The following is a 20,294-nucleotide window of genomic DNA, read 5'->3' on the forward strand; positions in this document are numbered from 1 at the left end:
ATGGGGGTCGTCTTCGACGATGAGGACGGTTAGGTCGCCGTATTGGCTCATAGGATTGCACTCATGTCGGTTCGCCAGTCTGCGGCTCGGATATGGCTTGGACCAGTGGCAGGCACAGCACGAACGCCGTGCCGCCGCTGGCCGGGTGTTCGGCGCTCAGGCTGCCACCGGCCGCCGCAGCGAGGCTGGCGGACAGGGTCAGGCCCAGGCCCAGGCCTTGCTCGCCGGGCTTGGTGGTAAAGAAGGGTTCGAACAGGTGCTTGCGCGCTTCGGCGTCGATGCCATGGCCATTGTCGCGTACTTGCAGGCGATAGCGGCCGTCGACGATGGCGCCTTCGAGCCACAGTTCCGGCAGCGGTTGGGCCTGCATGGCATCCAGGGCATTGCCGATCAGGTTGACGAGAATCTGCTCCAGGCGCGTCTGGTCGATGCGCAAGGCAAGGTCGGAAAAGTCCTGATGCAGGGTCAGACCAAAGCTTTCCAGGCGTCCGGCGAGCAGACCCAGCGCCGCTTCCACGGCCTTGCCCGGCATGGCCTGGCCATGGTCCTTGCCATCGCCGCGCCGGGCGAAGGCGCGCAGGCTGGCGGTGATGCGGCCCATGCGGTCGACCAGATCGTTGATCGTGCGCAGGTTGGTGCTGGCGGTATCCAGGGCGCCGCGTTCGATGAAGCGTACGGTGTTGCCGGACAGGGTCCGCAATGCCGCCAAAGGTTGATTGAGTTCGTGGGCGATGCTGGTGGACATCTGGCCGATGGCTGCCAGCTTGCCGGCCTGGACCAGTTCGTCCTGGGCGCGGCGCAAGGTGTCTTCGGCCTGGCGCCGTTCGCGGATCTGCCCCTTGAGGCGTTCGTTGCTGGCGCGCAGGTCGGCGGTACGCTCGGCGATCTTGCGCTCTAGCTCATTGTTGGCGGCCTGCAGGGCTTCCCTGGCGGCAAGGCGGGTAGAGAGCACCTTGCGCCGCTCGTTCCAGGCAATCAGCAAAAACGCCACCAACGCGCAGGCCACGGCCACCAGCATGCCCTGGCTGCCGGCCTCGCGGCGCAGGTCTTCAAGGGGGGTGAGCAGGGTCAGGTGCCAGGGCGTGTCGCTCAACTGACGGGTCTGAGCCAGGTAGCTGACCCTGGTGTGTTCGGTATCAACGCTGGTGTTGGCCGGGAAGGTCAGTTTCTCCGCGCCTTCGGCCAGTGCCTCCCGCTCCAGTGGCACCAGTTCGTTCAGTGGCCACCAGTAGTATTGCAGGCTGCGCGCCAGGCGTTCCTTGATCTCCGGGGTCAGCGGGCGCACCGATTTGAGTTTTCGCGCCGGATCGCTGGAGAGGATGATGATGCCGTTTTCGTCACTGACGAAGGCTTCCAGACGCGCCCGTTGCCAGCGTTCTTCCAGGGCTTCGAGGCGCACCTTGATCACCGCGACGCCGATGATTTTGCCGTGCTCTTCCAGGCCATGGGCCAGGTAGTAACCGGGCTCGCCGGTGGTGCTGCCGATGCCGTAGAAACGACCGGGCAGGCCGCGCACGGCGTCCTGAAAGTAGGCGCGGAACGACAGGTCTTCACCCAGATAACTGTCGGCATCGCGCCAGTTGCTGGTGGCCAGTACCCTGCCGGTGGTGTCCAGCACGTAGATGGCCCGGCTGCGGCTGCGCCGGTTCAGGCCTTCAAGGTAATCGTTGACTTCGCGGCGCAGTTCGGGCGTCGGGTCCTTGAGCAGCATCGAGACGCTGGATTCCAGCTCCAGGACGCTGGGCAGGTAGGTGTATTTGTTGATTTCACTTTCAAGGGTACGGGCATGCAGCTCGAGCTGGCGTTCGCCGTTTTCGCTCAAGGCCTTGATGCCGTTGCGCTCGCTGACCAGATAGGCGGCATAACCCAGTGCGACCATCAGCAGGAGGATCAGCGGCGGCAGAAACAGGTGGCGTATCAGTCGGGGTTTCACGGCGAGTGATGGCGGCGTGGCGCGATAGAGAGGAGGGTCGCATTTCATCACAGTCATCCTGGCCCGAACAGCGGCCCGTGCAATGCCTTGCACGGACCACCGGGGTGGCAGGCTCTTTCGAGCCGGTGTCTTACAAAACTATGCGTATTGAGTCTTGTGGGACCGGCTTCAGCCGGGAAAGCATCGGTACTGGCGACAGAGATGCATCGGCAGCCCGACCGCTTTCCCGGCTGAAGCCGGTCCCACAATGTTGGTGCAGCTTCAATCAGTGTTGCAGGATCTTGGCCAGGAACTGCTGGGCGCGTTCGGAACGTGCGCTGACGTCACCGAAGAACTCTTCCTTGGCGCAGTCTTCGACGATCTGGCCCTTGTCCATGAAGATCACGCGGTTGGCCACTTTGCGGGCGAAGCCCATTTCGTGGGTCACGCACATCATGGTCATGCCTTCATGGGCCAGCTGGACCATGACATCGAGTACTTCATTGACCATTTCCGGGTCCAGAGCCGAGGTCGGTTCGTCGAACAGCATGACTACCGGGTCCATCGCCAGGGCACGGGCAATAGCGACGCGCTGCTGCTGACCGCCGGACAGTTGGCCGGGATGCTTGTGGGCATGGGCCGACAGGCCGACGCGGTCGAGCAGTTTCAGGCCTTTCTCGGTGGCTTCGGCCTTGCTGCGGCCCAGCACCTTGATCTGCGCGATGGTCAGGTTTTCTACAATGGTCAGGTGCGGGAACAGTTCGAAGTGCTGGAACACCATGCCGACGCGTGAGCGCAGTTTCGGCAGGTTGGTCTTCGGGTCGGCGATGGACGTGCCGTCGACCACAATGTCACCCTTCTGGAAAGGTTCCAGGGCGTTGACGCACTTGATCAGGGTCGATTTACCCGAGCCGGACGGCCCGCAGACCACGACCACTTCACCCTTGGCGACATCGGTGCTGCAATCGGTCAGCACCTGAAAATCCCCGTACCACTTGTTTACGTTCTTGATGGAAATCATACGGCGAACCTTTTTTGCAGACGCTTCACCAGCACCGAGGCGGCAAAGCTGATCGTGAAATACACAAGACCCGCGATGATCAGGAACTCATTGGAACGACCAATGATGTCGCCACTGGAGCGCGCGGAATTGAGGAAGTCCACCAGCCCGACCGTGTACACCAGGGAGGTGTCCTGGAACAGGATGATGCTTTGCTGCAGCAGCAGCGGGGTCATCTTGCGGAAGGCCTGGGGCAGGATGATCAGGCGCATCATCTGGCCGTAGGTCATGCCCAGGGCCTGGGCGGCGCCCATCTGGCCACGGGAGATCGACTGCACACCGGCACGGACGATTTCGCAGAAATACGCCGCCTCGAACATCATGAAGGCCACGACGCAGGAGGTGAACGCACCAATCGGCGTGTCCTGCCCGGTGATCCAGCGCAGCACGAACGGCACCGCCAGGTAGAACCAGGTGATGACCAGCAGCAACGGGATCGAACGGAAGTAGTTGACGTAGGCACCGGCGATATTGGCCAGCAGCTTGTTCGACGACAACCGCATCAACGCCAGCAGGGTACCGATGACGATACCGCCGACGACGCCCATGACCATCAGTTGCAGGGTCATGACCATGCCGTTCCACAGGCCCGGGATGGCCGGAACGATTCCACTGAAGTCCATTATTTACCTCCCACGGAGATCAGTCCGGGCACGGCAACTTTCTTCTCGACCAGGCGCATGAGCAGCATCAGGCTCATGTTCAGGGTGAAGTAGATCAGGGTCGCCAGGGTGAAGGCTTCGAACAGGTTCGCGGAAAACTCGGCGGTCTGTTTGGTCTGGGCCAGCAATTCCATCAGGCCGATCAACGAAGCCACGGACGAGTTCTTGAACACGTTGAGGAATTCAGAGGTAAGCGGCGGAATGATGATCCGGTACGCCTGGGGCAACAGCACGTTCCAGTAGATCTGCGGCAGTTTGAAACCCATGGCGCGGGCAGCGGCTTCCTGGCCGCGTGGCAGCGCCTGGATACCGGTACGCACCTGCTCGCAGACGCGGGCGGCGGTGAACAGGCCAAGGCACACGACCACGCTCAGGAAGGCTGAGGTCGTCGGGTTGAGGTCCTGTTTGTACCACTCCTGAATGTGCTCGGGCAGCAGGTCCGGTACCAGGAAGTACCAGATGAACAGCTGTACCAGCAGCGGCACATTACGGAAGATTTCTACATAGACGGTAGCAATGCCCGACACCCAGCGATTGGGCACCGTGCGCATGACACCGAGTATCGAGCCCAGCGTCAGTGCGACGAGCCAGGCGACGATGGAAATGGCGATAGTCCAGCCAAGGCCCGACACATACCAGTCAAGGTAGGTTTCGCTGCCAACGCCAGTGGACTTGAAGAACACGCCCCAGTCCCAGTTGTAATTCATCAGGGTCTCCCCTCTGATCGATCGAAATGCATGCACCCGTTCGCTCGAATCCCTTCGGGCTGTTGCGTTCGCCAAACTTGCCCAGGCTTCCGGCCGGGCATGACAACGTTGGCGCCACTTGAGTGGTAAGCGCTGCCGGGGCAGGTAGTGCCCCGGCGGCGGTCAGGCCGTCACGGTTGTGGCAAGCCTCAGGCTTTCTTGTCCGGTGCCGGCTTGTCGTTCGGGTTGGCGATCAGGGCCTTGAGCTCGTCGCTCATCGGGAACATCAGGTTCAGGCCTTTTGGCGGGATTGGCTGGGTGAACCACTTGTCGTAGATCTTGTTGATCTCGCCCGACTTGAAGGTAGTGACGATGGCGTCATCCACGGCTTTCTTGAACGCAGGATCGTCCTTGCGCACCATGCAGCCGTAGATTTCGTTGGACTGGGCAGTGCCGGTCACATGCCAGTCGGTCGGCTTCTTGGCCTTGGCCATTTCTCCGGCGAGCAGGGCGTCGTCCATCATGAAGGCAACGGCACGGCCCGATTCCAGCATCTGGAAGGACTCGCCGTGATCTTTGGCGGAGATGACGTTCATGCCCATCTGCTTGTCAGCGTTCATCGCCTTGAGGATGCGCTCGGACGTGGTGCCGGCGGTGGTCACGACGTTCTTGCCTTTCAGGTCATCGAAGTCCTTGTAGGACGAGTCAGCCTTGGTCAGCAGACGAGTGCCGATTTCGAAGATACCGATGGAGAAATCCACTTGCTGGGCGCGTTCGGCGTTGTTGGTGGTGGAACCACACTCAACGTCGACGGTGCCGTTCTGTACCAGCGGGATACGGGTCTGGGAGGTGACCAGGTTGTACTTGACCTTCAGGTCAGGCAGGTCCAGGTCTTTCTTGATGGCTTCAACGATTTTCAGCTGGATGTCGTGGGAGTAGCCCTGAGGCACGCCGCTGGCGTCAGCGATGTAGGAAAACGGAATCGAGGAATCGCGGTGGCCCAGGGTGATGGTGCCGGACTCTTTGATTTTCTTCAGGGTGCCGGTGAGCTCGGCAGCGAATACTGGGGTGCTGATCAGAGCGGCAGCGATTGCTGCGCCCAGGATATGGGGAACGATGCGCATCGGTTAATCCTCGACTTTGTTTTTTTTATGGGACCGGTAATTGAGTGGTCCGCCTGTTCAGCGAAGGCTTCAACGGCAACCCAATGGGGGGCACACGCTACGGTCGAAGCGGTCGACTACTTAGCTGTAGAGCATGAGCCGTGCCAGACCTGTGAATAGGGTCTATATAGATGATTTATAAGGGATTAATTATTTATTACGAGGAAGGGGAGGGGGGCGGCGTCCGGGATGCCGAATGAAGCGGGAGAAGGGTGTTCGGAATTCCGATTGGGTGAGGTCAGGTCAATCGCTACCTGTGGGAGCAGTCTTGCCTGCGAAAGGGCCAATGAAATCGACACATTTTCGGCGTATGGCAGCCTTCGCAGGCAAGCCTGCTCCCACAGGTTTTGTGTGCTCTTTAGCTTAAGCGGCCGCTGTATCGCCTTTATTACGCACGTGGGTATCCAGGTACTGCTGCACCCCGGCCTGTTCTTCAGCCGTGGTGAACAGGCCCAGCTTGGTCCGCCGCCAGAGGATGTCCTGGGCGCTGCTGGCCCATTCCACATCGCACAGGTAATCGACTTCCCGGGTGTACAGGCCGCCACCGAGGTGTTCTCCCAGATCGCTCAGGCCGGTGGTGCCTTCGAGCAGGCGCCAGCTGCGACTGCCGTAGGTAATGGCCCAGCGTTTGGCGATTGTGGCTGGCAGCCAGCTGTAACGTTGGCTCAGCTCGGCGCTCAGGGCGGCAGGTGTCGTCATCTGCTCGCCGCCGGGCAGGCTGGCCTTGGCAGTCCAGCTCGGTTTCATCTGCGGGAAGAACGGCGCCAGTTGAGCCATGGCCGATTCTGCCAGCTTGCGATAAGTGGTCAGCTTGCCGCCGAACACCGAAAGAATCGGTGCTTCTTCACTACTGCCTGACAGCGACAGGGTGTAGTCGCGGGTAATTGCCGACGGGTTGTCCGATTCGTCGTTGCACAGCGGCCGCACGCCGGAGTAAGTGCGCAGCACGTCGTCCCGGGTCAGCTGTTTCTTGAAGTGGTCATTGGCTACTTTGAGCATGTAGTCCATTTCGCCGTCGGTGATTTCCACCTTGCTCGGGTCGCCCTGGTATTCACGGTCGGTGGTGCCGACGATGGTGAAGCGCTCCATGTACGGAATGGCGAACACGATGCGCTGATCTTCGTTTTGCAGGATGAACGCGTTGTCGCCTTCATAGAGTTTGTCGACGATCAGGTGGCTGCCCTGGATCAGGCGGATGCCGTAAGGCGAGTCCAGCTTGAGGTCGTCGCGAATGAACTTGGCGACCCATGGCCCGGCCGCGTTGACCAGGGCCTTGGCGCGAATCGAGAACAGGCTGCCGTCGGCACGTTCCATGTGCAGATGCCACAGGCCCTTGCTGCGACGGGCGTTAAGGCAGCGGGTCTGGGTATGAATGTGCGCGCCGTTTTCCCGGGCCGCCATGGCATTGAGCACGACCAGGCGGGCATCGTCGACCCAGCAGTCGGAGTATTCGAAGCCGCGAGTGATCTGCGGTTTCAGTGGACTGTTGGCATCGAAACGCAGGCTGCGCGAGGCCGGGAGCTTTTCTCGCTTGCCCAGGTGGTCATAAAGGAACAGGCCGGCACGGATCATCCAGGCTGGACGCAGGTGCGGACGGTGCGGCAGGACAAAGCGCATCGGCTTGACGATATGCGGAGCCTTTTCCAGCAGCACTTCGCGTTCGGCCAAGGCTTCACGCACCAGGCGGAATTCGTAATGTTCGAGGTAGCGCAGGCCACCGTGGATCAGCTTGCTGCTGGCCGAGGACGTGTGGCTGGCCAAGTCGTCCTTTTCGCAAAGGAACACCGACAGACCGCGCCCGGAGGCGTCTGCGGCAATCCCGACACCATTGATGCCGCCACCGATGACGGCGATGTCATAGACCTCGGACAAGGGCGGAGTGGGCAAATGAGTGTGGGGCATGGGGCCTCCTGACGGTGTTCGCGAATAACGAATTCGAACATTTATGTTCAATTTCGAAAATATTAGCGCAATAGTCGGGTAACAGCCAGTCAGGATCGATTGAAAATACTGATCAAAAAGATGAGAAAAGAACAATTGCGAACATTGTAGGACATTTTTGGAGGCGTGCCGCAGATCTGTGGGAGCGAGGCTTGCCCGCGAAGGCTATACACCAGACCCGTAAAATCTGGCAGATGTACTGGCCTCTTCGCGGGCAAGCCTCGCTCCTACAAGATTTCATTCCAATCGGAAATCAGACGACTTCCAGGCGAATCTTGTTCTGCGTCAGCAACTGCACCAAGGCTGGCACCGGCGCCTGATCGGTCACCAGGCAGTCGATCAGGCTGATCGAGCCCAGGCGGACCATGGCGTTGCGCCCGAACTTGCTGGAGTCGGCGGCGAGGATGACTTGACGGGCGTTGGCGATGATCGCCTGGGATACGCGCACTTCCTGGTAGTCGAAGTCCAGCAGGCTGCCGTCTTCGTCAATGCCACTGATGCCGACCAGAGCGAAATCCACCTTGAACTGGTTGATGAAGTCGACACTGGCCTGACCCACCACACCGCCATCACGGCGCACGTTGCCCCCGGCGAGCAGCACTTCGAAATCGTCCTTGGCGCTGAGGATCGAGGCCACATGGAGGTTGTTGGTGATGATTTTCAGGTTGTTGTGGTTGAGCAGGGCGCGGGCGATGGATTCGGTGGTGGTGCCGATATTGATGAACAGCGAAGCATGATCCGGAATCTGCGCGGCAATGGCTTCGGCAATGCGCTGCTTCTCGTCGCGCATCTGGTCCGCGCGCATGGCGTAGGCGGTGTTTTCGATGCTGGAGTCGTAGGCGGCGCCACCGTGGTAGCGCCTGAGCAGGTTCATTTCCGCCAGTTGGTTGATGTCGCGGCGAATGGTCTGCGGGGTCACGACGAACAACGTAGCCATCTCTTCGATGCTCACGTAGCCGCGTTCACGTACCAGTTCGAGGATCTGCTGTTGGCGGGGAGGCAGATTCATTATTTTGGGAGTTCCTTACAGGCGGCCGTATCGCCTCATGATGCCGCAGTGACGGGCCGCCTGTCATTTGCCAATCACTCCTCGTTTTCGTGAGGCGCCCAGTCGCGGGTACGTTCGACGGCTTTCTTCCAGCCGGCGTAGAGCTTTTCCTTCTCTTCATCTGCGCATTGCGGCGTGAATTCGCGCTCGATGACCGCCTTGTCGCGCAGTTCGTCCAGGCTGCTCCAGAAGCCAATGGCCAGACCGGCCAGGAAGGCGGCGCCCAACGCTGTGGTTTCGCGCATCTGCGGACGTTCGACGCGGGTGCCGAGGATGTCGGCCTGGAATTGCATGAGGAAGTTGTTGGCGACTGCGCCGCCGTCCACTCGCAGGGCTTTGAGGCGCTCGCCGGAGTCCTGCTGCATGGCGTCGAGGACGTCGCGGGTCTGGTAGGCGATGGATTCCAGGGCGGCACGGATGATGTGATCGACCTTGACCCCGCGGGTCAGGCCGAACAGCGCGCCGCGGGCATACGGGTCCCAGTAGGGTGCGCCGAGGCCGGTGAAGGCGGGCACCAGGTAGACGCCGTTGCTGCTCTTGACCTTGCTGGCGAAGTACTCGGTGTCGAGTGCGTCATTGATGATCTTCAGCTCGTCACGCAGCCACTGCACGGTGGAGCCGCCGTTGAATACTGCGCCTTCCAGGGCGTAGGCCACTTCGCCACGAGGGCCGCAGCCGATGGTGGTGAGCATGCCGTGCTTGGACTTGACCGCTTTCTTGCCGGTGTTCATCAGTAGGAAGCAGCCGGTGCCGTAGGTGTTCTTCGCCTGGCCCGGTTCGACGCACATCTGACCGAACAGCGCGGCCTGTTGGTCGCCAGCGATACCGGCGATGGCAATGCCGCTCTTGCTGTGGCCGTAAACCTCGGAGGAGGACTTCACTTCGGGCAGCATTTCCCGGGGGATATCCAGGGCATCGAGCATGCGCTGGTCCCATTCCAGGGTGTGAATGTTGAACAGCATGGTCCGCGAGGCGTTGGTGTAGTCGGTGACATGCACCTTGCCGCCAGTGAATTTCCAGATCAGCCAGCTATCCACTGTACCGAACAGCAGTTCGCCATTGCGCGCGCGTTCGCGGCTGCCTTCGACATGATCGAGAATCCACTTGAGCTTGGTGCCGGAGAAATACGGGTCGGTGACCAGACCGGTGGTTTCTTGAATGTACGGCTCCATGCCATCGCGCTTGAGCTGCTCGCAGATTTCCGTGCTGCGCCGGCATTGCCAGACGATGGCGTTGTACAGCGGGCGACCGGTGTCCTTTTCCCAGACCACAGTGGTTTCGCGCTGGTTGGTGATACCAATGGCGGCGATCTGATTGTGATGCAGGTCGGCCTGGGCCAGGGCCTTGGTCATGCAGGCGGTCTGGGTGGCGAAGATCTCCATCGGGTCATGCTCGACCCAGCCCGGCTGCGGATAATGCTGGACGAACTCGCTCTGGGCCGTGCTCACCACATTGGCGTCGCGGTCGAAAATAATGGCGCGAGAGCTGGTGGTCCCTTGATCGAGGGCAATGATGTAGTTTTTGTTCTGGTTATCGTTCATGTCGATTGCCTTGGGAAATGAGGTGAGGCATTTGGCACTGTGCAATAAGCACTATATTCGTAAACGAAAAAATATAGACAAGAAAGAACCCTGTCAAAGGTCGAAAGTGAACAGTTCATCGGTTCTTGCTGTTCTGGAGGCTTCTTAATATAGGAAACGCCGTTTCCGACGCAACAACACGAGAGTTAACATGGCGGGTTAGTGTCCCGTCTTGGAGTGTTGCATGACCCCCGCCCTGGATTTGCTGAAAAAAATGCGTGCCGAGCACCGCATTCACAGTTACGAACACGATCCCAAGGCCGCTTCTTACGGCCTGGAAGCGGCGGAGAAACTCGGCCTTGAGCCGGCCCAGGTGTTCAAGACGCTGCTGGCCTGTACCGAGAAGGGTGAGTTACTGGTGGCCGTGGTGCCGGTGGCGGGCAGCCTCGATCTCAAGGCGCTGGCTCAGGCGGCCAAGGCCAAGAAAGTCGAAATGGCCGATCCGGTCGCCGCGCAGCGTTCTACCGGCTATCTGTTGGGCGGTATCAGCCCGCTGGGGCAAAAAAAGCGTCTGCGCACCTTTATCGACGAAAGCGCGCAGTCGTTTGCAACCATTCATGTCAGTGCCGGACGGCGTGGGCTGGAGGTGGAACTGGCCGCTGCAGTGCTGGCGGAACATACCCAAGGTGTGTTCGCGCCGGTCGGGCGGCCTTGAGGCTCAGGCCGCGGCGAATGTCAGCAGGTGCCGGTTGGCGACGCTGATGCCGACCTCTTCGCCTTCACGATGATCGGCATAGCTGGAAAACAGCGCTTCGAGCTGCCCACCGTCGGGCAGTTGCAGGCGATAGAGCGTCGTGGCGCCCTGGAAGGTACGACGCGTGACTCTGGCCTTGAGCAGGCTGTCCGGCGCGTAGGCGATATCGTCGGGACGCAGCAGGACGTCCACCGATGAGCCAGGGGAGGCCGCGCGGAGGCTTTGGATGCCGAGGATGCCCAGCCCGGTCTGCACCGAGGTTGCATCGATCTGCCGGCCGCGAATGAAATAGCCCTGTCCGACAAAGCTGGCGACGAAAGGTGTCAGCGGGAAATGATAGAGGTCGTGGGGCGTATCCCATTGCTCTAGTCGTCCCTGTCTGAATACGCCGACCTGATCGCTGACCGCGAAGGCTTCGTCCTGATCATGGGTGACCAGAATGGCGCTGGTGCCACGGGACTTGAGAATCTCCCGCACTTCCTGACTCAGGCGCCGACGCAGCTCACCGTCAAGGTTGGAGAAGGGTTCATCGAGCAGCAGCAACTGTGGCTCAGGCGCCAAAGCCCGAGCCAGGGCCACGCGCTGTTGCTGGCCGCCGGACAGCTCATGGGGCATGCGCTGCCCGAGAGCGCCGAGGTTGACCAGTTCGAGCATTTCTTCGGTGACGCGCGCCTGTTGCGGGTGCTTGCGAATGCCGAAGGCGACGTTCTCGGCCACGCTCAGGTGCGGGAACAGAGCGTAGTCCTGAAAGACCATGCCGATCCGGCGTTTCTCCGGAGCCAGAGTAAAGCCAGGGCGCGAGATGACTTCCCCGGCCAGGGTGATCTGCCCGCTGTGCACCGGCTCGAAACCGGCGATCGCACGCAGCGTGGTGGTCTTGCCGCAACCGGAAGAACCGAGCAGGCAACCGATATCACCGGCCTTGAGGTGCAGGTTGAGGTCCTGCACCACGGCCTGACCTTCATAGCCGCAGGCCAGTTCAGTCAGGTCGAGCAGATGGGACTCGCTCATGCGGGCTGATAGGACGGCGCGACGAGCATTTCCAGCAGGGCCTTTTGTGCATGCAAGCGGTTTTCTGCCTGATCCCAGGCCACGGAGCGCGGGTCGTCGAGCAGGTCTTCGCTGATTTCCTCGCCGCGATGGGCTGGCAGGCAATGCATGAACAGCACATCGGCAGCGGCCAGGTCGAGCAGTTCGCGGGTGACCTGGAAGGGTTTGAACAGGGCAATGCGTTTGGCCGACTCTTCTTCCTGGCCCATGGAGGTCCAGACGTCAGTGGTCACCAGATGTGCGCCGGCCACCGCTTCACGCGGGTCGCGCACAACGGTGACGCGATCACCGCCCAATGTGAGGAATTGTGCGCTTGGCTCGTAGCCTTCGGGGCAGGCGATGCGCAACTGGAAGTCGAACTGAATGGCCGCTTCTATATAGCTGTTGCACATGTTGTAGCCGTCACCGATCCAGGCCACGGTCTTGCCCTGAATCGAACCGCGATGCTCAAGGAAGGTTTGCATGTCGGCCAGCAGCTGGCACGGGTGCAGGTCGTTGGACAAGCCGTTGATCACCGGTACGCGGGAATTGGCCGCAAACTCGGTCAGGGTGCTGTGTTCGAACGTACGAATCATCACCGCATCAACCATGCGCGACATGACCTTGGCAGCGTCTGCAATCGGCTCGCCGCGGCCTAGTTGGGTGTCGCGAGGGGACAAAAAGATGGCCTGACCACCCAGTTGGATCATGCCTGCTTCAAAGGAAACACGGGTACGAGTCGAAGATTTCTCGAAGATCATGCCCAGCACCCGATTTTTCAGCGGCTCGAAAAGCACGCTGCGATTGCGCAGGTCCTTTAGCTCCATGCCGCGACGAATCACGCGCACAAGCTCTTCCTGCGTGTAATCCATCATCGAGAGAAAGTGCCTTGCGTTCATCATTGACTACCTTTTTGCAACAGAGCGCAGATCCAAAAAGCCGGTTTTTTATCGGGAAAACGGGCGGGACCTGCGGCGAAAGCCGCACGGGGCGACGAAATAGGAAAGGCGCGATGGTATAAAAAAATGTCGCCTCTTACCAATAGCCTGCTTACTTCAGGGCTTTTTGCCTATCCTGAACGACACCTGAGCGATTTCGCAAAAGGGCGTCGCGGGGAGTTATTGCGATAAAGGCAAATTGATATCATTGCCCCGTCAGCAGGCAGCATTTGTACACTGCCCCTTGGTCGCTTGGCAATTGATGCCAATCCTGTAACAGTTCACCTGCTTTGCAGCGGTCCAGATGCGACGTGCTTCACGCGTCATGAAAGTCGCCCGTTTCATTAGCAACGAGGCTGGGTTATAACTAGGCAAGACTAACCTCGGGGGATTGAGGAATGGATTCAAAAGAACGTCAACTTACAGAGCTGCTCGGGCTCACGGCTCGAACGCTGACACACTTAACGGCGTCCATGACTTCCATGTCCTTCGAACTGCTGCGCAGTGAAGATGAAGTCACCCGTGCGGCGGGCCGTCGCATGATCGATCGTATGGCGACCATCAGCTCCGGTCTGGACGAACATTGGCGCCTGATCGGCGAGCTTACTGGTGTGCACGTCGCCCAGGAGCAGATCGAAACCGTTCACGAAATCCAGCTGCAACGCAAAACCATCACCCCTATCGGCGGTTGATCAGCGGGCTTCATATGCCCGCCTGATGCTTGTCGATTCACAAGACGAACGTCTCTGGCGCACTCGCATCCCAGACTTCATAGTTTTTGTACGCGCTCACTCCGAACGCGCTGACAAGAATATGAGGCTGGCGATGACCAAGACTCTGCACCACCGTGCATGCCACCTGTGCGAAGCCATCTGCGGCCTCACCATCGAAACCACTATGCTGCCGGATGAAGGCACCCGGATCACCTCGATCAAGGGCGACTCGCTGGACAGCTTCAGCCGTGGGCACATCTGCCCCAAGGCCGTGGCCCTGCAAGATATCCAGAACGATCCTGACCGCCTGCGCCAGCCCATGCGTCGAATCGGCGATCAATGGCAGGCAATCGGCTGGCAGGAGGCCTTCGACCTGGTCGCCGAGCGCCTGGCCGATATCCAGCAGCGCCATGGGCAGAACGCCGTGGCGGTGTATCAGGGCAACCCTAGCGTGCACAACTACGGGCTGATGACTCACAGCAATTATTTTCTCGGTCAGCTCAAGACCCGCAATCGCTTTTCTGCGACTTCAGTGGACCAGCTCCCACATCACCTGAGCAGCTTTTTGATGTACGGCCACGGCTTGCTGCTGCCGATCGCCGACATCGACCACACCGATTTCATGCTGATCCTCGGTGGTAATCCTCTGGCCTCCAACGGCAGCATCATGACCGTGCCGGACGTCGAGAAGCGTCTCAAGGCGATTCAGGGGCGCGGCGGCAAAGTGGTAGTGGTCGATCCGCGGCGCAGCGAGACTGCGGCCATTGCCGACCAGCATATGTTCGTCCGCCCAGGTGGTGATGCCGCGCTGTTGCTGGGCCTGCTCAATACCCTGTTCGAAGAAGGACTGACCCGCGCTACCCATCTGCCGGTGGACGGCCTGGCCGAGGTGCGCCAGGCCATCTCCGGTCTGCACGCCGAGGCCATGAGCCCGCGCTGCGGTGTGCCTGCCGAGCAGATTCGCCAATTGGCCAGGGACTTTGCCGCCGCCGACAAAGGGGTGTGCTACGGGCGCATGGGCATTTCCACTCAGGCGTTCGGTACGCTTTGCCACTGGCTGGTGCAGTTGATCAATCTGGTCACCGGCAATCTGGATCGAGTGGGCGGTGCCTTGTGCACGCAACCGGCGGTGGATCTGGTGGCATCGACGTCTGGCGGCCACTTCAATCTCTGGCAGAGCCGGGTGTCTGGCTTGCCTGAATATGCCGGCGAGCTGCCGGTTTCGGCGCTTGCCGAGGAAATGCTCGTCGAAGGCGAAGGGCAGGTGCGGGCGCTGGTTACGGTAGCTGGCAACCCGGTGTTATCCACGCCCAACGGCCGACGCCTGGATCAGGCCCTGGATGGCCTTGAGTTCATGCTCAGCATCGATCTGTACATCAACGAGACCACTCGGCACGCGGACCTGATCCTGCCGTCCACCTCGGCACTGGAAAACGATCACTACGACACCACGTTCAACACCTTTGCTGTGCGCAATGTCACCCGTTTCAACCGGGCGATCCTGGAAAAGCCCGAGGGCGCGCTGCATGACTGGGAAATCTTTGTCGGCCTGGCCAAGGCATTCGCCGCCAAAACCGGACGTGAGCTGAAAGCGACCATGCCGCCGGCGCAGATGATCGACTATGGCCTGCGCAGCGGCTTGTATGGAGAAGCTTCTGACTGGAAGCTTTCCCTGGAAACCCTCGCCAATCATCCCCACGGCCTCGATCTGGGGGCGTTGCAGCCAAATCTGGCGTCCCGCCTCAAGACGGCCAACAAACGCATCCAGGCAGCGCCTGAGGTGATCCTGGCTGATCTGGCGCGGTTTGCGGCGGTGCCGTTGCCCGATGCCGATGAGTTGCTGCTGATAGGGCGTCGCCATGTACGCAGCAATAATTCGTGGATGCATAACTACCATCGACTGGTCAAAGGCAAGCCACGGCATCAGTTGCTGATGCATCCTGCGGATCTGGCCCGACGTGGTCTGGTCAACGGGCAGCAGGTCAGCGTGACCTCGCGGGTCGGGGTGATCGAGGTGGAAGTAGTGGAGAGCCTGGACATGATGCCTGGAGTGGTCAGCCTGCCTCACGGCTGGGGTCACGGGCGCGCTGGCGTGCGCATGGAGATCGCGCAAAGCCAGCCTGGGGCCAGCGCCAACGACCTGACCGACGAGCGGTCTATGGACGCTCTGTCCGGCAATGCCGTGCTCAACGGCGTACCTGTGCAGGTGGCTGCGGCATGATGACCGTCATTCTCTAACGCCAAGACCGAGCGTTAGCGTAGGCAATCCGTTACAATGCGTCACCGTGTCGACAACTGAGTCGGACAGTTAAGCCGAGGTGCTCCATGGATATCATCGAAACAATCAAAGAGCAGATTGCTAACAACACCATTCTGCTTTACATGAAAGGCGCGCCGAATGCCCCGCAATGCGGCTTTTCGGCCAAGGCTTCCCAGGCTGTCATGGCATGCGGCGAGAAATTCGCTTATGTCGATATCCTGCAAAATCCTGAAATCCGCGCCAACCTGCCGAAATACGCCAACTGGCCAACCTTCCCACAGCTGTGGGTAGCAGGCGAGCTGGTCGGCGGCAGTGACATCATCACCGAGATGCAAGCCAACGGTGAGTTGCAGACGCTGATCAAGAACGCCGCTGCTGCGTCGGCCGAGAACAAGTCCGAGGCGTAATTTTCAAGTAAGTGCCCGTCCCGACGGGCACTTGTTGTGAAGTGCCAGCCACAAAAAAGCCCTGCATATGCAGGGCTTTTTTGTGTTCGACATTTATGTAGGACCGGCTTTAGCCGGGAGGGTGTTCTTGCGGCTCTCGCGGCTAAAGCCGCTCCTACGACCCGATCTGATTTACCGCTTAGTCATCACCCATCTGCGATTGCAGATAGTTCTCGATGCCGACCTTGTCGATCAGCCCCAGCTGGGTTTCCAGCCAGTCGATGTGTTCTTCTTCGGATTCGAGGATGTCTTCCAGCAGCTCGCGGCTGCCGAAGTCACCGACCACTTCGAAGTGAGCAATGGCGGCTTTGAGATCAGCCAGGCCTTTTTGCTCGATCTTCAGGTCGCACTCCAGCATTTCCTTGGTGTGCTCGCCGATCAGGATCTTGCCCAGGTCCTGCAGGTTAGGCAGGCCTTCCAGGAACAGGATGCGCTTGATCAGCTTGTCAGCGTGTTTCATCTCGTCGATGGATTCGTGGTACTCGTGGGCACCCAGCTTTTTCAGACCCCAGTCCTCGTACATGCGTGCATGCAGGAAGTATTGGTTGATCGCGACCAGCTCGTTTCCGAGGATCTTGTTGAGATGCTGGATGACTGTAATGTCGCCTTTCATGTTCGAGGTCCTGCCGTGGAGAGGTATATAGACCGCAAGTTTGAGCCGCACTTATACGTCTGTCAAACCTAAGTGTTTGAATAATAAGTGAAAATAAATAGGAATAAGAATGTTTGAGTTCCGCATCTTGTAGCTAAGCACTTGAATTACAGACATAAAAAAACCGGACACAGAGTCCGGTTCTTTACAAATACGTATTTCAGGCAGCTGAAAATTCTGCCGGATAAGCCAGTGAAACCTGGGCGGTCTGCAACTGGGTCAGGGTTTCACGTACCACTTCCTTCGCAAGGCAGGCACATTTCCCACATTTGCTGGCGACTCCCAGCGTTTGGCGCACTTCCTTGTAGCTGCAGCAACCTTCGAGGATTGCATCGCGGATTTGTCCGTCAGTAACACCTTGGCAGAGGCAAACGTACATATAAGGAAACCGTGGTTGGTTATGACTCGATATGGTCTGGATCTTAATGTTAATGAGAATGCTTGTCAAAGTTACTTTGGAATCAATCCCGTAACTGGCGATGAATGGTAAACCCTTATTTATATAGGGTTATAAGGCGCGAGCGCGGGCTCGTAGGCGCTGTCGAAGGCTGCAAAAGCGGTGTGCCAGACAAATCCATTCGCTGCCTTCGGCAGCTCCTTAAAAAGTGCGTTTCAGATCATGGGCTTGGAATTTCAGGCAGAAAAAAACCGGCCTGATAAGGGCCGGTCTTTGTGTTGCGTCAGCCAGGGCCGCTTCAGTCGTCGAAGTCTTCCCAGCCGCCCATTTCCTTCCAGCGATTGACGATGCCGCAGAACAGCTCGGCGGTCTTCTCGGTGTCGTAGCGGGCCGAGTGGGCTTCGCGTCCGTCGAAGTCGATGCCGGCGGCCTGGCAGGCCTTGGCCAGTACCGTCTGCCCGTAGGCAAGCCCGGCCAGGGTCGCGGTGTCGAAGCTGGAAAACGGATGAAACGGGTTGCGTTTCATATCCAGGCGCGCTACAGCGGCGTTGAGGAAGCCCAGGTCGAAGCTGGCGTTGTGGCCGACCAGCACGGCGCGTTTGCAGCCATTGGCCTTCAGCGCCTTGCGTACACCACGGAAGATGTCATTCAGCGCGGTTTCTTCGCTGACGGCCATGCGCAGTGGATGGTCGAGCTTGATCCCGGTGAACTCCAGGGCCGCTGCTTCGATGTTGGCGCCTTCGAAAGGCTCGACGCGGAAGAAATAGGTGTGTTCGGGGAACACGAAGCCTTTCTCGTCCATGCCGATGGTCACGGCGGCGATTTCCAGCAGGGCATCGGTGGCCGAATTGAAGCCACCGGTCTCTACGTCGATGACGACCGGCAGGTAGCCGCGAAAGCGCGCTGCCATCGGATGGCGCGAACCCACGCCGCCACCACCGTGGCCGTCTTGCTCATCGTCGTAATGGTCTTCACTCACTGTTGTTTCTCCAGCAGGCGCCAGCGCAGTTTTTCACCGGCGCGCAGCGGGATGACGGACAGCTCGCCAAACGGCAGGCTGGCAGGGGCTGTCCATTCTTCGCGGATCAGCGTGATGCTGTCCGTGTTCGGTGCTACACCATAGAAGGCCGGGCCGTTGAGGCTGGCAAAACCTTCCAGTTTGTCCAGCGCATTGCGCTGTTCAAACGCTTCGGCATACATCTCGATGGCGGCATAGGCGGTATAGCAGCCCGCGCAACCACAGGCGGCTTCCTTGGCGTGCTGGGCGTGGGGTGCCGAGTCAGTGCCGAGGAAGAACTTGCTGCTGCCGCTGGTCGCGGCATCGAGCAGGGCGCTTTGATGCGTGTTGCGTTTCAGGATCGGCAAGCAATAGAAATGTGGCCGAATTCCGCCCACCAGCATGTGGTTGCGGTTATACAGCAGGTGATGCGCGGTGATGGTTGCGCCGACGTTGGCCGAAGCCTCGTTGACGAACTGCACGGCATCGCCGGTGGTGATGTGTTCGAACACGACCTTCAGGGTCGGGAAACGCTCGACGACACGGCGCATATGCTCGTCGATGAACATTTTTTCCCGGTCAAAGACGTCGATGTCACTGCGGGTCACTTCACCGTGTACCAACAGAGGCATGCCAACTTCGGCCATGGTCTCGAGCACGGCAAAGATCTTGTCGATGCTGGTGACGCCCGAATCCGAGTTGGTGGTGGCGCCCGCCGGGTACAGCTTGGCGGCGTGGACGAAACCGGTGGCCTTGGCCGCACGGATATCCTCGGGCTGGGTCAGGTCGGTCAGGTAAAGCACCATCAGCGGCTCGAAGCGGCTGCCTGCCGGACGTGCGGCCAGGATGCGCTGGCGATAGGCGTCGGCTTCCTGGGCGTTACGTACGGGGGGCACCAGGTTCGGCATGATGATTGCGCGGCCAAAAGTGCGCGCAACGTCAGCAACGGTGTGCGGCAAGACAGCTCCATCTCGGAGGTGAATGTGCCAGTCGTCGGGACGCAAAAGGGTCAGGAGGTCGGACATTGGGGATTCCAGGCGGGTCAAACTGGCTGGGAATGCTACCGGAAAAGACTGTATCAGGCACTCGCTATCAAGTTTTGCAGGAACGTACCGATAGCTGCACATAGAAGTAAATTTTTGTTACGCGACACTTTTTGAAATGGAGCCTCCCGTGCGCCAGCGATATTTAGCCTTGCTCAGCATGTTCGCCAGCCTTCCGGCCATGGCGCTTACCTTCCAGACACGTCTGGAAAGCATCGAGTGGAAGGTCGAAGGCGACAAGTTCGAGTGTCGCTTGAGCCAACCCATCACCGGTTTCGGTGCGGGCGAGTTCGTGCGCCGTGCGGGGGAGCAGGCGACCTTTCGTCTGAATGCGCCGGGCAACATGCTCGGTCGGGGGTCTGCGACCCTGATCGCGGCGGCCTCGCCCTGGCAGCCGGGTCGTGGCGATATCAACCTGGGTTCGGTGCGGGTGGTTAACGGCGATGTGCCGTTCAACAGCTCCCAGGGCCAGGCCGGGCAACTGATCAGCGGCTTGATGGACGGGCGCAGCCCGGTCATCCGTCACTATTCCAGCCAAGGCAGTGGCCTGATGGAAGTGCGCCTGCTGCCGGTCAAGTTCAGCCAGGCCTATACCGATTACCAGTTGTGTGTGGCCAAGCTGTTGCCGATGAACTTCGAACAGGTCAAGCAGACGGAAGTCGGCTTTCCCGGCGGTGGTATCGAGTTGGATGCCAATGCCAAGCGTCGGCTGGATACCATCGTAGCCTTTATGAAGGCCGATTCGACGGTCAATCACGTCGATCTCGATGGCCACTCCGATAACAGCGGCAATCGTCTGACCAACCGTGACCTGTCTCGTCGGCGCGCGCTGGCGGTGATGGAATACCTCAAGGCTCAGGGCATTCCCGAGGAGCAGATCAACGTCCGCTTCCACGGCGAGGCCTATCCGTTGGCGCCGAATACTAACAACACCAACCGTGCGCGCAACCGTCGGGTGAATGTGCACCTGGATCGGGCCCCTGCCGACCAAAAGGCTGCGCCTGTGCCCGTGGCCAGTTCGACCAGCGCAGCCAAGATCTCTTGACGGGGTCGCACAAGCGAAAGATTCTGTC

Annotated in this window: 19 protein-coding genes; 5 read left to right on the forward strand and 14 right to left on the reverse strand. The window is 59.7% G+C overall.

Going from position 1 to position 20,294, the window contains the following annotated elements:
* Positions 1–61: 61 nt before the first annotated feature.
* The 8 genes from aauS to glpK form a co-directional block, all read right to left on the reverse strand.
* Positions 62–1,981 (reverse strand): two-component sensor histidine kinase AauS, encoded by a 1,920-nt coding sequence (gene aauS, locus AC1Z24_RS06500; protein ID WP_259098689.1) that lies wholly within the window; start codon positions 1,979–1,981, stop codon positions 62–64.
* 217 nt (positions 1,982–2,198) lie between these two features.
* On the reverse strand, positions 2,199–2,933 hold the full coding sequence (locus AC1Z24_RS06505) for an amino acid ABC transporter ATP-binding protein (protein WP_483744998.1): 735 nt from the start codon (positions 2,931–2,933) through the stop codon (positions 2,199–2,201).
* Positions 2,930–3,598 carry an amino acid ABC transporter permease gene (locus AC1Z24_RS06510; RefSeq protein ID WP_259099860.1) on the reverse strand — a complete coding sequence of 223 codons (669 nt, stop codon included), beginning with the start codon at positions 3,596–3,598 and terminating at the stop codon, positions 2,930–2,932. Before AC1Z24_RS06510 ends, AC1Z24_RS06505 begins: the two co-directional genes overlap by 4 nt.
* Positions 3,595–4,341 carry an amino acid ABC transporter permease gene (locus AC1Z24_RS06515; protein ID WP_413302139.1) on the reverse strand — a complete coding sequence of 249 codons (747 nt, stop codon included), beginning with the start codon at positions 4,339–4,341 and terminating at the stop codon, positions 3,595–3,597. Before AC1Z24_RS06515 ends, AC1Z24_RS06510 begins: the two co-directional genes overlap by 4 nt.
* Before the next feature lie 188 nt (positions 4,342–4,529).
* Entirely contained in the window at positions 4,530–5,444 is a 915-nt protein-coding gene (locus AC1Z24_RS06520; RefSeq protein WP_483744999.1) for a glutamate/aspartate ABC transporter substrate-binding protein, read from the reverse strand.
* A 402-nt stretch (positions 5,445–5,846) separates the two neighbouring features.
* Positions 5,847–7,385, reverse strand: coding sequence for a glycerol-3-phosphate dehydrogenase (glpD, locus tag AC1Z24_RS06525; protein ID WP_483745000.1), 1,539 nt, complete (start codon positions 7,383–7,385; stop codon positions 5,847–5,849).
* A 292-nt stretch (positions 7,386–7,677) separates the two neighbouring features.
* Positions 7,678–8,433: a DeoR/GlpR family transcriptional regulator gene (locus AC1Z24_RS06530; RefSeq protein ID WP_259098699.1), complete on the reverse strand. Its 756-nt coding sequence runs from the start codon at positions 8,431–8,433 to the stop codon at positions 7,678–7,680.
* A gap of 74 nt (positions 8,434–8,507) precedes the next feature.
* Positions 8,508–10,013, reverse strand: coding sequence for a glycerol kinase GlpK (gene glpK, locus AC1Z24_RS06535; RefSeq protein WP_259098701.1), 1,506 nt, complete (start codon positions 10,011–10,013; stop codon positions 8,508–8,510).
* A 223-nt stretch (positions 10,014–10,236) separates the two neighbouring features.
* Here glpK and ybaK point away from each other — a divergent pair, with 223 nt between their 5' ends.
* Positions 10,237–10,707, forward strand: coding sequence for a Cys-tRNA(Pro) deacylase (gene ybaK / locus AC1Z24_RS06540; RefSeq protein WP_483745001.1), 471 nt, complete (start codon positions 10,237–10,239; stop codon positions 10,705–10,707).
* 3 nt (positions 10,708–10,710) lie between these two features.
* On the opposite strand, the gene AC1Z24_RS06545 is transcribed toward ybaK, so the two are convergent.
* A complete protein-coding gene (locus AC1Z24_RS06545; protein WP_483745002.1) occupies positions 10,711–11,757 on the reverse strand; it encodes an ABC transporter ATP-binding protein in 1,047 nt (348 codons plus the stop codon).
* Complete coding sequence (gene argF / locus AC1Z24_RS06550; protein WP_483745003.1) at positions 11,754–12,674, reverse strand: ornithine carbamoyltransferase; 921 nt, start codon at positions 12,672–12,674, stop codon at positions 11,754–11,756. Before argF ends, AC1Z24_RS06545 begins: the two co-directional genes overlap by 4 nt.
* A gap of 437 nt (positions 12,675–13,111) precedes the next feature.
* Here argF and AC1Z24_RS06555 point away from each other — a divergent pair, with 437 nt between their 5' ends.
* From AC1Z24_RS06555 to grxD, 3 genes are all read left to right on the forward strand, one after another.
* Positions 13,112–13,405: a hypothetical protein gene (locus AC1Z24_RS06555; protein WP_259098708.1), complete on the forward strand. Its 294-nt coding sequence runs from the start codon at positions 13,112–13,114 to the stop codon at positions 13,403–13,405.
* A 133-nt stretch (positions 13,406–13,538) separates the two neighbouring features.
* The gene (locus tag AC1Z24_RS06560; RefSeq protein ID WP_483745004.1) at positions 13,539–15,647 is read left to right on the forward strand and encodes a molybdopterin oxidoreductase family protein; all 2,109 of its coding nucleotides are present in this window, start codon (positions 13,539–13,541) and stop codon (positions 15,645–15,647) included.
* 104 nt (positions 15,648–15,751) lie between these two features.
* The gene (gene grxD, locus AC1Z24_RS06565; RefSeq protein WP_413302117.1) at positions 15,752–16,093 is read left to right on the forward strand and encodes a Grx4 family monothiol glutaredoxin; all 342 of its coding nucleotides are present in this window, start codon (positions 15,752–15,754) and stop codon (positions 16,091–16,093) included.
* Between the two features lie 178 nt (positions 16,094–16,271).
* Here grxD and bfr read toward each other — a convergent pair whose 3' ends face one another.
* The 4 genes from bfr to pyrC all read right to left on the reverse strand — a co-directional run bounded on the left by bfr (position 16,272) and on the right by pyrC (position 19,203).
* The gene (bfr, locus tag AC1Z24_RS06570) at positions 16,272–16,745 is read right to left on the reverse strand and encodes a bacterioferritin (protein WP_259098712.1); all 474 of its coding nucleotides are present in this window, start codon (positions 16,743–16,745) and stop codon (positions 16,272–16,274) included.
* A gap of 199 nt (positions 16,746–16,944) precedes the next feature.
* On the reverse strand, positions 16,945–17,163 hold the full coding sequence (locus AC1Z24_RS06575) for a bacterioferritin-associated ferredoxin (RefSeq protein WP_259098714.1): 219 nt from the start codon (positions 17,161–17,163) through the stop codon (positions 16,945–16,947).
* A 316-nt stretch (positions 17,164–17,479) separates the two neighbouring features.
* The gene (rnt, locus tag AC1Z24_RS06580; protein ID WP_259098715.1) at positions 17,480–18,160 is read right to left on the reverse strand and encodes a ribonuclease T; all 681 of its coding nucleotides are present in this window, start codon (positions 18,158–18,160) and stop codon (positions 17,480–17,482) included.
* Positions 18,157–19,203, reverse strand: coding sequence for a dihydroorotase (gene pyrC, locus AC1Z24_RS06585; RefSeq protein WP_259098717.1), 1,047 nt, complete (start codon positions 19,201–19,203; stop codon positions 18,157–18,159). The genes rnt and pyrC overlap by 4 nt, the downstream gene beginning before the upstream one ends.
* 148 nt (positions 19,204–19,351) lie before the next feature.
* On the opposite strand from pyrC, the gene AC1Z24_RS06590 reads away from it, so the two are divergent.
* On the forward strand, positions 19,352–20,266 hold the full coding sequence (locus tag AC1Z24_RS06590) for a flagellar protein MotY (protein WP_483745005.1): 915 nt from the start codon (positions 19,352–19,354) through the stop codon (positions 20,264–20,266).
* The last annotated feature ends 28 nt before the right edge of the window (positions 20,267–20,294 follow it).

The organism is Pseudomonas sp. JL23 (assembly GCF_056933585.1).